We start from the raw sequence: 12,535 nt of genomic DNA on the forward strand, positions 1-12,535 counted from the left end.
TCACGAGCGGGCGCACGGGCGGCGTCACGCGCGGGACTTCGGCAGGACCTTGTCGAACGTGAGCCCGATCGAGTCCGGGATGTGCTCGACGGTCAGGCGCTTGCGGAACACCCAGTACGTCCAGCCCTGGTAGAGCAGCACGAGCGGGGTGAGGATCACCGCGACCCACGTCATGACCGTGAGCGTGTAGTCCGTGGACGACGCGTTGTCGACGGTGAGCGAGTTCGCGGCGTCGAACGCGGGCATGACGTCGGGGAACATCGAGCCGAAGATCAGCACGACGGCCGCGACGATCGCGACGGCCGAGGCCGTGAACGCGACGCCCTCGCGACGGATGCGGGTCGCGGCGACGACCAGCACGAGCGCGACGGCGGCGACCGCGACGGCGCCCCAGGTCCACAGGCTGTTGGCGTAGGAGATCTGCGCCCACACCGCCCAGACCCCCGCGAGCACGAGCGTGACGACCGAGCTGCGGGCCGCGAACGCGCCGGCCCGCTCGCGCACGTCCCCGTCGGTCTTCATCGCCAGGAAGATCGCGCCGTGCGTGAGGAAGATCGTCAGCGTCACGAGGCCGCCCAGCAGCGCGAACGGCGACAGCAGCGCGAAGAACCCGCCCACGTACTGGTGGTTGGCGTCGAGCTCGACGCCACGCACGAGGTTCGCGAACGCCACGCCCCACAGCAGGGCCGGCACGAACGAGCCGAAGATCAGCGCGCGGTCGGCCCAGGCCCGCCACACGGGCGAGTCGATCTTGCCGCGCCACTCGAACGCGACGACGCGCACGATCAGCGCGATGAGGATGATGAACAGCGGGATGTAGAAGCCGGAGAACAGCGTCGCGTACCACTCGGGGAACGCCGCGAAGGTCGCGCCGCCCGCCGTGAGGAGCCACACCTCGTTGCCGTCCCACACGGGTCCGACGGTGTTGATCATGAGGCGGCGCTCCTTCTCGCGCCGCGCATTGTCGCCCTTCGGCAGGATCGCCAGCAGCATGCCGACGCCGAAGTCGAAGCCCTCGAGGACGAGGTAGCCGGTCCACAGGACGGCGATGAGGAGGAACCAGACGGTCGACAGGTCCATGGTGGCCGCTCTCCTCAGTACGCGAAGGACAGGGGACGGTCGGTACCGTCCGCGTCGGGGGCGTTGTCGGGGTTGTCAGGGCTGGGGTCGTGCTCGGTGTCGGCGACGCCCTCGACGGCGTAGCGCTTCATGAGCCGGAACCACACGACCGCGAGCACGCCGTACAGGAGCGTGAACCCGATCATCGAGAACCAGACCATGCCGGGGGACACGACCTCGCTGACGCCGCGGGCGGTCAGCAGCCACACGCCGTCGACGCCCGAGCTGTTCGGGTTCGGTGCGACGACCCAGGGCTGGCGGCCCATCTCGGTGAAGATCCAGCCGAACGCCGACGCGAGGAACGGCGTGGCGATCGCCGCGATGCCGAGCCGGCCGAACCACGACTTGCCGGTCACCGAGCCCTTGCGGCGCAGCAGCCACAGGGCGGCGAGCGACAGCGCGGCCGAGCCGACGCCGAAGCCGATCATGAGCCGGAACGACCAGTACGTGACGGCGAGGTTGGGGTAGAAGCGCGTGTCGGCGGGGTCGAACGTCGCCTCGACGCCGTTGTCCTGCTCCCACTGCGTGACCCACTGCGTGTAGTGCTCCTGCAGCTCGTCGACGCCGCGGATGCGGGCGTTGAAGTCGCCGGTCGCGAGGAACGACGTGAACCCGGGCAGCTCGATGAGGTGCGTGACGCCGTCGCAGTCGTTGGTGAGGTCGCCGATCGCGAGGATCGAGAACGCCGCGCCGTCCTGCGTCTCGCACAGGCCCTCCGCGGCGGCCATCTTGGCGGGCTGCTGGTCGAACATGAGCTTGGCCTGCCAGTCGCCCGTCAGGGCGACGCCGGCACCCGACACGAGCATCGTCACGAGGCCCAGGATCACGGCGGGGCGGTAGACGTCGCGCGCCTTGGCGGTGTCGCCGTTGCGCACGAGCCGCACCATCCACCAGGCCGCGATGCCCGCGACGAACGTGCCGGCCGTGAGGAACGCGGCCGAGATCGTGTGCGGGAAGGCCGCGAGCACGGTCGGGTTGGTGAGGACCGCGACGATGTCGGTCATCTCGGCACGGCCGGTCTCGAAGTTGTACGTCGTGCCCACGGGGTGCTGCATCCACGAGTTCGCCGCGAGGATGAAGAACGCGGACAGGTTCGTCGCGATCGCGACGGCCCAGATGCACGCGAGGTGGATCTTCTTGGGCAGGCGGTCCCAGCCGAAGATCCACAGGCCCAGGAACGTCGACTCGACGAAGAACGCGGCGAGCGCCTCCATCGCGAGCGGCGCGCCGAACACGTCGCCGACGAACCGCGAGTACTCGGACCAGTTCATGCCGAACTGGAACTCCTGCACGATGCCCGTGGCGACGCCGATCGCGAAGTTGATCAGCAGGAGCTTGCCGAAGAACTTGGTCAGCCGCAGCCACCGCTCGTTCCCGGTCCGGACCCACGCGGTCTGCATGATCGCCACGAGCGGGGAGAGCCCGATCGTCAGCGGGACGAAGATGAAGTGGTAGACGGTCGTGATGCCGAACTGCCACCGTGCCAGGTCGAGGGCGTCCACGCGGTTCTCCGTGCTGGTGCGAGGCGGGCGGGCTGACGGGGGTCGGACGGGTCGCGGTGGGGGCCGCGACGGTGCGCACGCCGGGTGCGTGTCCTGTCCCTCGAACCGTAGGCCGGGAGGCCCCGGGGCGACAGGACCAACGTCCCGGGTGCTGACGTCTCGTCGTGAACCTCGCGCCGCGTCGGACGGGCTGTCGCGGCCGTCTGTGCGATACTGACCACAGGTCCTGACGCCCACACCGTCGGGGCCGACGAGCTCGCCGTCACGTGATCGTGCAGGCCAGCCGCCGCCCCGCCCCGGCGGCTTCGCCACGGACGCGCCCGTCGAGGACGAGGTGGAGCTCGACGCCGACGGGAACCCCGTCGTCCCGGACGCCGTCACGGAGAGCCCCGTCGAGCCGACCCCGGCCGACGACCCCGAGGCGTCCGGCGTCGCGGAGTCCGCCGCCGAGGACGCCGAGGAGCGCGCACCGCGTCGTCGCCGGCCCAGCCGTCGCGGCGGACGCTCGGCCCGCACCGCGCAGGACGGCGACGAGCCGGCCGTCCTCGAGGCGTCCCCGGACGACGCCCCCGTGAACCCCCTACCGGAGAAGGTCGGCCGGACCGCCGCCCGCGGCGGCGCGCTCGACGTGCTGGCCGAGCTCGGCCCCGCCCGCACGAGCGAGGAGACGCCCGGTCGTGCCCGCCTGGCCACGACGGCGCTGCTGTTCCAGGCGCCGGACCCGGCCTTGCGGCCGCGGCGCCGGCGCGCGCAGGCGTCCACGGGCTCGCCCGAGGAGATCTCGGAGTCCGCCCGCACCGAGGAGGAGACGGTCGTCGAGCCCGAGCCCGAGGCCGCGCCGCAGGACGCGCCGGCCGCCGACGAGGGCGCCTCGCGTCCGCGTCGTCGCCGTGGCCGTGGCCGCAAGCCCGCCGCGGAGGACACGAACGAGGAGACGTCGGGCGAGGTCGACGGGACCGTCGCCGCCGACGACGAGCAGGGCGCACGCCCCGCCGACGAGGCGACGGACGAGCAGGTCGACGAGCAGGGCGAGGACGGCACGACGGGCGACGACGCGTCCGGCGAGGACGACGCGGGCCCGCGTCGTCGCCGCCGCCGCGGTGGTCGCGGTCGCCGCGGCCGCGCCGAGCAGTCGGACGACGAGTCGACCGACGACGGCACGGACGAGGACGAGGACGCCGAGCAGGAGTCCGGCGAGGACGCGGGGGACGACGAGTCGTCCGCGGGCTCGAGCCGTCGTCGTCGCCGTCGTCGTCGCGGGACGCGTGCCGAGTCCGGGGGCGAGGAGCCGCGTCGCCGGTCGAGCGGCGACGAGGTGACCGCGCTGCGCGGGTCGACGCGCCTCGAGGCCAAGCGTCAGCGCCGCCGTGAGGGCCGCGACGCGGGCCGCCGCCGCCAGATCATCACCGAGGCGGAGTTCCTCGCGCGCCGCGAGTCGGTCGAGCGCTCGATGGTCGTGCGCGAGCGCGACGGGCGCACGCAGATCGCGGTCCTCGAGGACGGCGTGCTCGTCGAGCACTACGTGTCGCACCAGGCGCAGGCCTCGATGGTCGGCAACGTCTACCTGGGTCGCGTGCAGAACGTGCTGCCGTCGATGGAGGCCGCGTTCGTCGACGTCGGCAAGGGCCGCAACGCCGTGCTCTACGCGGGCGAGGTGAACTGGGACGCGGCCGGCCTCGACGGGCAGCCGCGCCGCATCGAGCAGGCCCTCAAGTCGGGCGACTCGGTGCTCGTCCAGGTCACCAAGGACCCGATCGGCCACAAGGGCGCGCGACTGACCAGCCAGGTCACGCTCGCCGGGCGGTACCTCGTGTACGTGCCGGGCGGCGGCATGACCGGCATCAGCCGCAAGCTCCCCGACACCGAGCGCTCGCGCCTCAAGAAGATCCTGCGCGACGTCGTGCCGGACTCGGCGGGCGTCATCGTGCGCACCGCTGCCGAGGGGGCGAGCGAGGACGAGCTGCGCGCCGACGTCGCGCGCCTGCAGGGGCAGTGGGAGGCGATCGAGCGCAAGACCAGGAGCGCCAACGCGCCGGCGCTGCTCCAGGGCGAGCCGGACATGGCGATCCGCGTGGTGCGCGACATCTTCAACGACGACTTCTCGTCGCTCGTGGTGCAGGGCGACGACGCGTGGACGACCATCTCGACGTACGTCGGGGAGCTCGCGCCCGACCTCGCCGCGCGCGTCGAGAAGTGGACCGGGACGCAGGACCTGTTCAGCGTGCACCGCATCGACGAGCAGCTGGCCAAGGGCATGGACCGCAAGGTCTGGCTGCCGTCGGGCGGCTCGCTCGTGATCGACCGCACCGAGGCCATGACGGTCGTCGACGTCAACACCGGCAAGTTCACCGGGGCGGGCGGCACGCTCGAGGAGACGGTCACGCGCAACAACCTCGAGGCGGCCGAGGAGATCGTCCGGCAGCTGAGGCTGCGTGACATCGGCGGCATCATCGTCATCGACTTCATCGACATGGTGCTCGAGTCCAACCGCGACCTCGTGCTGCGCCGCCTCGTCGAGTGCCTGGGACGGGACCGCACCAAGCACCAGGTCGCCGAGGTGACCTCGCTCGGGCTCGTGCAGATGACGCGCAAGCGGGTCGGCCAGGGCCTGGTCGAGGCGTTCAGCGAGACGTGCGAGCACTGCCACGGCCGCGGGTTCATCGTCCACACCGACCCGGTGTCGAAGAACCAGGGCCGCGCGGACGCGGGCACCCAGCAGCCCGCACCCGAGCAGGGCGAGTCGAAGCGGTCGCGGCGCAAGCGCGCGTCCGCCGAGCAGGGCGCCACCGGCGGTGCGGCGACGGCCGCGACCGTGCCGGTGCTGCCCGAGGCGCGCGAGGCCGTCAAGGCGACCCTCGCGACGATCGCCGCGGCGGCCGCGCACGCTCACGACCACGCGGAGCCCTCCGAGTCGTCGGAGCCCGCGGAGTCCGCCGAGGCCCGGTCCGTCGCCACGGACACGGTCGAGGTGCCGCAGCCCGCTGCGGCGCCCGAGGTGGAGGCCGCGCCCGGCACGGCGGCGGACGACGCCGCTGCGGGTGCACCCGCACCGGTCCTGGACGTCCTGGCCGAGCTCGGCCAGGTGCGCAAGGGCGTCGTGACGGACGCGCCGCTCGCGCTGCACGCGGTGCACCCCGACCTGTTCGCCGCGGCGGACGACGACACCGACGGTGCCGACGACGCCCCGGCGTCGGACGGCACGGAGTCGGGCGGCACGGAGTCGGGCGGCACGCCGCAGGACGCGGGCGAGCAGGACGGCTGACCACGCGGACCCGTCCGCGCGTTTGACCCGACGCGGACGGGTCCGTACCCTAGAACGTCGGTGCGTCGCGTGCGCGCCGTGGCAGTCCCGCTACGCAGGACGGGCTCGTGAGAGCCGGTCCCGGAGCGGGGTGCACCACGGTCGGGCGCCGCGGACGACATCGCCGACGCGAACCCCTCGCCCCCGCGGCTGGGTGGTGCGCGGGCCTCGGCGGGTCACGGGCACCGAGCAGCAGTACCGATGAGCAGTGACGTGCAGGTCCGACGAGCAGAGATGAGCAGCAACGTGGTGTACGCGATCGTGAAGGCTGGCGGCCGCCAGGAGAAGGTCGCCGTCGGCGACGTCGTCGTCGTCGACCGCCTCGCCGCCGAGGCGGGTTCGTCGGTCCAGCTGCCGGCGCTCCTGCTCGTCGACGGCGAGAAGGTCACCACGGACGCCGCGGCGCTCGCGAAGGTGACGGTCACGGCGGAGGTCGTGCGGGACGAGAAGGGTCCCAAGATCGACATCCTCAAGTACAAGAACAAGACCGGCTACCGCAAGCGCCAGGGTCACCGCCAGAAGCTGACCCGCCTCAAGGTCACCGGCATCAAGTGAGCTCGCGCCGCCTCGGCGGCTGCACCCCGTACTCCGGAACACTGAGAGCAGGTCTGTCATGGCACACAAGAAGGGCGCGAGCTCCTCGCGCAACGGTCGCGACTCCAACGCGCAGCGTCTCGGCGTGAAGCGCTTCGGCGGTCAGGTCGTCAAGGCCGGCGAGATCATCGTCCGCCAGCGCGGCACGCACTTCCACCCCGGCGACAACGTCGGCCGTGGCGGCGACGACACGCTGTTCGCGCTGACCGCCGGTGCGGTCGCGTTCGGCACGCGTCGCGGCCGCAAGGTCGTCGACATCGTGGCGGCCGACGCCTGAGGCGCTGCCTCACCATCGACGTCGGAGGGGCGCACCGGTGCGGTGCGCCCCTTCGTCGTTGCACGACCGAGGCGGGACGCGTCCCGCACCCTGAAGGACGAGGAGGACACCCGTGGCGACGTTCGTCGACCGAGTCGTGGTGCACGCGACCGGCGGTGACGGCGGGCACGGGTGCGCGTCGATCCACCGCGAGAAGTTCAAGCCGCTGGCCGGCCCCGACGGCGGCAACGGCGGCAACGGCGGGTCGGTGATCCTCGAGGTCGACCCCCAGGTCACCACGCTGCTGCCGTACCACCACCTGCCCCACCGCCACGCGGCGTCCGGCACGCAGGGCATGGGGGACCACCGCAGCGGCTCGACGGCCGAGGACCTGGTCCTGCCCGTGCCCGACGGCACGGTCGTGAAGTCGACCGACGGCACCGTGCTGGCCGACCTCGTCGGCGTCGGCGCGCGGTACGTCGTCGCGGCCGGTGGCCGCGGCGGCCTGGGCAACGCGGCGCTCGCGTCGCAGCGCCGCAAGGCCCCCGGCTTCGCGCTGCTCGGCGAGCCGGGCGACAGCGCCGACGTCGTGCTCGAGCTCAAGACCATCGCCGACGTCGCGCTCGTCGGGTACCCGTCCGCGGGCAAGTCGAGCCTCGTGGCGGCGATCTCGGCCGCGCGGCCGAAGATCGCCGACTACCCGTTCACGACGCTCGTGCCCAACCTCGGCGTCGTGCAGGCGGGCGACGCGCGCTACACCGTGGCCGACGTGCCGGGCCTCATCCCGGGTGCGTCGGAGGGCAAGGGGCTGGGCCTGGAGTTCCTGCGCCACATCGAGCGCTGCGCCGTGATCGTGCACGTGCTGGACTGCGCGACGCTCGAGCCGGGCCGCGACCCGCTCACCGACCTCGACGTCATCGAGGCCGAGCTCGCGGCGTACGCCGAGGACCTCGAGGTCGCCGCCGGCGGCGTGCCGCTCACGCAGCGACCGCGGATCGTCGTGCTCAACAAGATCGACGTGCCCGAGGCGCGCGAGCTCGCCGACCTCGTGCGGCCCGAGCTCGAGGCGCGCGGCCTGGCCGTCTTCGAGGTCTCGACCGCGAGCCACGAGGGTCTGCGGCCGCTGACGTTCGCGCTCGCCGAGCGCGTCGTGCAGGCGCGCCGCGACGCGCCCGCGCCCGAGGCGACGCGCGTCGTGCTGCGCCCCCGGGCGGTCGACGAGACGGGATTCACGGTCACGCGCCGCGAGGGCAACGGACAGGTGTGGTTCGTCGTGCGCGGCGAGAAGCCCGAGCGCTGGGTCCGGCAGACCGACTTCTCGAACGACGAGGCCGTCGGCTACCTCGCCGACCGGCTCGCCCGCGCGGGCGTCGAGGAGCGCCTCTACGCGGCCGGTGCGGTCGCGGGCGACGAGGTGCGCATCGGTCCCGACGAGAACGCCGTGGTGTTCGACTGGGAGCCGACGCTCCTCACCGGATCGGAGCTGCTCGGCGGTCCACGCGGCACCGACGCACGCCTCGACGACCAGGCACGCCCCACGCGCGGGCAGAAGCGCCGGGAGTACACCGAGCGCATGGACGCCAAGGCCGCGGCCCGCGCCGAGCTGTGGACCGAGCGCGAGCAGGGCGTCTGGACCGACCCCGACGCGTGACGCGTGCCGGTCGTCCCGCGGGCGGCGCGCGCCGTCGTCCGCGGGACGGTCGTCGCACCGCGGCCCCGCCGGGGCGCGGCATCATGGCACCGTGAGTGCCGCCGCCCTGCAGGGCCGAGACCAGCTCCCGCACGCCGGGCGCGTCGTCGTCAAGGTCGGGTCGTCGTCCCTGACGACCCCCGACGGGCACCTGGATCCGCAGCGGCTCGCGGCGGTCGTCGACGTGCTCGCCGCGCGTCGCGCCGCCGGCACGCAGGTGGTGCTCGTGTCGTCGGGGGCCATCGCGGCAGGCATCGGCCCGCTCGGGCTGCCCGCGCGGCCGCGCGACCTCGCGACGCAGCAGGCCGCCGCGTCGGTGGGGCAGGGGCTGCTCGTCGCCGACTACGAGCGGGCGTTCGCCGCGCACGGCCTCACGGTCGCGCAGGTGCTGCTCACCGCCGAGGACACGTGGCGTCGCGGTCGGTACCGCAACGCGCACCGTGCGCTCACGCGCCTGCTCGACCTCGGCGTCGTGCCGATCATCAACGAGAACGACGCCGTGGCCACCGACGAGATCCGGTTCGGCGACAACGACCGGCTCGCGGCGCTCGTGTCGCACCTCGTGCACGCCGACGCGCTGGCCCTGCTGACCGACGTCGACGCGCTCTACACCGGGCCGCCGTCGCGTCCCGGCTCGCGGCGCATCGCCGAGGTGCGGGCGCCCGGCGAGCTGGACGACGTCGACGTCACCGCGCGCGGCAGCGCGGTGGGCACCGGGGGCATGGTCACCAAGATCGAGTCCGTGGCGATCGCGACGCAGTCCGGGATCCCGGTCGTGCTCACGTCGGCCGCGCAGGCCGGCGCGGCGCTCGACGGGCAGGACGTCGGGACGTGGTTCGCGGCGACGGGGCGGCGACGCTCGATCCGGCTGCTGTGGCTCGCGCACGCCGCGCGCACGCGCGGCCGGCTCGTGCTCGACGACGGCGCCGTGCGGGCCGTCGTCGAGCGCCGGACGTCGCTGCTGCCGGCGGGCGTCGTCGCGGTCGAGGGCGCGTTCGAGGCGGGGGACCCGGTCGAGCTCGTGGACGCGGCGGGCGCCGTCGTGGCGCGCGGGCTGGTCGCCTACGGCGCCGACGAGGCGCCGCAGCTGCTGGGCCACAGCACGGGGGAGCTGCGCGAGACGCTGGGGCCCGGGTACGACCGCGAGCTCGTCCACCGCGACGACCTCGTGCTGGTGCGTCGGCGGCGCTGACGCGGGGTCCGGTGCACGTCTCACGGGGCCGCACGGGATCGACGTGGTGCCGCCGACCCCGGCCGGACGGGCTCGCGTCCCGCGTGCGCGCGTCGGCGGCCCCCGCGGCGCCCCCGCGCGTCCCGGTCCCGCCCTCCGGGCGGCCGGCCCCTGCGCGCGGCCGCGCGGCTAGCCTGGGCGCATGACCACGTCCCTGGAGCAGCCGACGTCGACGGCCGTCGAGAGCGACCCGGAGGTCGCCGTCCTCGAGGTGGCGCGGCGCGCCCGTGAGGCGTCCCGTGCCCTCGCGACCGCGACGCGCGCGACCAAGGACGCCGCGCTGCGCGCGCTCGCCGACGCGCTCGTCGCGTCGACCGGGCGCGTCCTGGCGGCCAACGCCGAGGACCTCGAGCGTGGACGCTCGAGCGGCATGTCGGACGGCCTGCTCGACCGGCTCGCCCTGACGCCGCCACGCGTCGTCGCGATCGCCGACGCGCTGCGCGAGCTCGCGGCGCTGCCCGACCCCGTCGGGGAGGTGGTGCGCGGCTCGACGCTGCCGAACGGCCTGCGCCTGCGGCAGGTGCGGGTGCCGATGGGCGTCGTCGGCATGATCTACGAGGCGCGACCCAACGTGACCGTCGACGCCGCGGGGCTCGCGCTCAAGAGCGGCAACGCCGTCGTGCTGCGCGGCGGGTCCGCCGCGGCGAGCAGCAACGCGGTGATCGTGGACGTGCTCGCGCAGGCGCTCGTCGCGCAGGGTCTGCCCGGTGACCTCGTGCAGTCGGTCGACGCGTGGGGCCGCCCGGGCGGTGTCGCGCTCATGCACGCGCGGGGGCTCGTCGACGTGCTCGTGCCGCGCGGCGGTGCCGACCTCATCGCGACGGTCGTGCGCGAGGCCACCGTGCCGGTCATCGAGACCGGCGTGGGCAACTGCCACCTCTACGTCGACGCGAGCGCCGACCTGGCCGACGCGCTGCCGATCCTGCTCAACGCCAAGACGCAGCGCGTCGGCGTGTGCAACGCCGTCGAGACGCTGCTGGTGCACCGCGACGCCGCGGCGGCGTTCCTGCCGTCGGCGCTCGCCGCGCTCGGCGCGGCCGGCGTCACGGTGCACGGCGACGACGCGACGTTGGCGCACGCCCCGCAGGGCGTCGCCACGGTGCCCGCGACCGACGCCGACTGGGCCACCGAGTACCTGTCGCTGGACCTCGCGGTGCGCGTCGTCGACGACCTCGACGCCGCGATCGCGCACGTGCGCCGCTGGTCGACCGGGCACACCGAGGCGATCCTCACGCAGTCCCTCGCGGCGTCGGAGCGGTTCGTCGCCGAGGTCGACTCCGCCGCGGTCATCGTCAACGCGTCGACCCGGTTCACCGACGGCGGGCAGTTCGGGCTGGGTGCGGAGATCGGCATCTCCACCCAGAAGCTGCACGCCCGCGGGCCGATGGGGCTCGGGGAGCTGACGACGACCAAGTGGGTCGTGCACGGCGACGGGCACGTCCGCCCCTGAGACGCCGCCGCCCGAGGCGGTGCACGTGCCGGGTCCTCACGGGCCGACGTGCGACACTGGGTGGCTGCGGCACCGGGCGCTCGTCCAGCACGCCGCACCACCACTCGTAGTTCCGTCCGCACCACCGACGACGACCCGCAGGAGGACCCGTGCAGGCCACCCTGATCGCCGCGGCCGAGGAGGCCACGGCCCACGCGAGCGAGCTGCCGTTCGCCCCGCCCGTGTTCGGCATCGGCGCGTTCGTGGGGCTGATCGCGATGCTGCTGATCACGTACGCCTTCCGGTCCGTCGGGACCCGCCACTGACCGTGCCGGTCGCCGCGGGGGTCCCTGCCCGCCCACGCCTCGGGGTGATGGGCGGCACGTTCGACCCCGTGCACCACGGGCACCTCGTGGCGGCCAGCGAGGCCGCCGCGCGGTTCGGCCTCGACGAGGTCGTGTTCGTGCCCACCGGCAAGCCGACGTTCAAGCAGCAGGTCGACGTCTCGCCGGCCGAGCACCGCTACCTCATGACGGTGATCGCGACGGCGTCGAACCCGCGCTTCACCGTCAGCCGCGTCGACGTCGACCGCACGGGCCTGACCTACACGGTCGACACGCTCCGGGACCTCAAGACGCAGCGCCCGGACGCCGACCTCTACTTCATCACCGGCGCCGACGCGATCGCGCAGATCCTCACGTGGAAGGATGCTGCCGAGCTCTTCGACATGGCGCGGTTCGTGGCGGTCACCCGCCCCGGGCACGCGCTGTCGGTGGAGGACCTGCCCGCGGGGCGGGTCGACGTCCTGGAGATCCCGGCACTGGCGATCTCCTCGACGGACATCCGCGCACGAGCGCGTGCGGGGGAGCCGGTGTGGTACCTCGTCCCCGACGGGGTCGTCCAGTACATCGCCAAGCACAGGTTGTATCGAGGTCCTGATGAGTGAACCCGGAGAGCGCCGTCGCCGTCGCGAGATGGAGCGTGCGGTCGAGGACGGCGGTCAGGGCGCCGGCGCCCCGGCGTCCCCGGCCTCCGGTGACGGCACGCCGTCGCCCGGCTCGCGTCGCGCGATGCGCAGCCGGCTCGTGATGCCGCCGGCGGGGACGGGCGGCGCCGCGCCGTCGGGCGCCCCCGCGTGGTCCGGCGCACCCGGGCCGCAGCCGACCAGGCAGGCGCCGACGTCCGCGCCTCCGGCACCCACCCGCGCGGCACCGACGTCGGGGTACGGCCAGGCCGGTCCTGGGCACGCTCCTGCGGGGCACGCCCCTGCCGGGCACGCCCCTGCCGGGCAGGCGCCCGCCCCCGGCGAGGGGTCCCGCTCGCGGCGCTCGTACCGGGACTCGGCGCTCGACCCCACGGCGGCTCCGCGCGCGGCGACGCCCCCGGCGGCGACCCCGCGCGCCGCGACGCCGG

At 74.2% G+C, this 12,535-nt stretch carries 10 protein-coding genes and 1 pseudogene; 9 read left to right on the forward strand and 2 right to left on the reverse strand.

Annotation, left to right across the window (positions count from 1 at the left end; translation table 11 throughout):
* Positions 1 to 24 precede the first annotated feature (24 nt).
* Both cydB and ATM99_RS15510 read right to left on the reverse strand, forming a co-directional pair.
* Positions 25 to 1,080, reverse strand: coding sequence for a cytochrome d ubiquinol oxidase subunit II (gene cydB / locus ATM99_RS15505; RefSeq protein WP_062103756.1), 1,056 nt, complete (start codon positions 1,078 to 1,080; stop codon positions 25 to 27).
* A 14-nt stretch (positions 1,081 to 1,094) separates the two neighbouring features.
* Positions 1,095 to 2,621, reverse strand: coding sequence for a cytochrome ubiquinol oxidase subunit I (locus tag ATM99_RS15510; RefSeq protein WP_062103757.1), 1,527 nt, complete (start codon positions 2,619 to 2,621; stop codon positions 1,095 to 1,097).
* Positions 2,622 to 2,955: 334 nt separating this feature from the next.
* On the opposite strand from ATM99_RS15510, the gene ATM99_RS15515 reads away from it, so the two are divergent.
* From ATM99_RS15515 to ATM99_RS19755, 9 genes and pseudogenes are all read left to right on the forward strand, one after another.
* On the forward strand, positions 2,956 to 5,883 hold the full coding sequence (locus tag ATM99_RS15515) for an Rne/Rng family ribonuclease (protein WP_369798098.1): 2,928 nt from the start codon (positions 2,956 to 2,958) through the stop codon (positions 5,881 to 5,883).
* Positions 5,884 to 6,168: 285 nt separating this feature from the next.
* Positions 6,169 to 6,477: a 50S ribosomal protein L21 gene (gene rplU, locus ATM99_RS15520; RefSeq protein ID WP_201775302.1), complete on the forward strand. Its 309-nt coding sequence runs from the start codon at positions 6,169 to 6,171 to the stop codon at positions 6,475 to 6,477.
* Positions 6,478 to 6,535: 58 nt separating this feature from the next.
* Positions 6,536 to 6,793, forward strand: a complete 258-nt coding sequence (rpmA, locus tag ATM99_RS15525) for a 50S ribosomal protein L27 (RefSeq protein ID WP_046528710.1) — start codon at positions 6,536 to 6,538, stop codon at positions 6,791 to 6,793.
* 112 nt (positions 6,794 to 6,905) lie between these two features.
* Positions 6,906 to 8,423 carry a GTPase ObgE gene (gene obgE, locus ATM99_RS15530; RefSeq protein WP_062103758.1) on the forward strand — a complete coding sequence of 506 codons (1,518 nt, stop codon included), beginning with the start codon at positions 6,906 to 6,908 and terminating at the stop codon, positions 8,421 to 8,423.
* 91 nt (positions 8,424 to 8,514) lie between these two features.
* The gene (proB, locus tag ATM99_RS15535; RefSeq protein ID WP_062103759.1) at positions 8,515 to 9,654 is read left to right on the forward strand and encodes a glutamate 5-kinase; all 1,140 of its coding nucleotides are present in this window, start codon (positions 8,515 to 8,517) and stop codon (positions 9,652 to 9,654) included.
* 181 nt (positions 9,655 to 9,835) lie between these two features.
* Complete coding sequence (locus ATM99_RS15540) at positions 9,836 to 11,143, forward strand: glutamate-5-semialdehyde dehydrogenase (RefSeq protein WP_062103760.1); 1,308 nt, start codon at positions 9,836 to 9,838, stop codon at positions 11,141 to 11,143.
* Positions 11,144 to 11,292: 149 nt separating this feature from the next.
* The gene (locus tag ATM99_RS19460; protein ID WP_190278852.1) at positions 11,293 to 11,448 is read left to right on the forward strand and encodes a hypothetical protein; all 156 of its coding nucleotides are present in this window, start codon (positions 11,293 to 11,295) and stop codon (positions 11,446 to 11,448) included.
* 2 nt (positions 11,449 to 11,450) lie between these two features.
* Complete coding sequence (gene nadD / locus ATM99_RS15545) at positions 11,451 to 12,068, forward strand: nicotinate-nucleotide adenylyltransferase (protein ID WP_223305172.1); 618 nt, start codon at positions 11,451 to 11,453, stop codon at positions 12,066 to 12,068.
* Positions 12,061 to 12,535: pseudogene (locus ATM99_RS19755) on the forward strand (hypothetical protein); the annotation flags it as partial. The gene nadD and the pseudogene ATM99_RS19755, both read left to right, overlap by 8 nt.

The sequence above is a fragment of the Cellulomonas sp. B6 genome (assembly GCF_001462455.1).
Classification (GTDB): Bacteria; Actinomycetota; Actinomycetes; order Actinomycetales; family Cellulomonadaceae; genus Cellulomonas.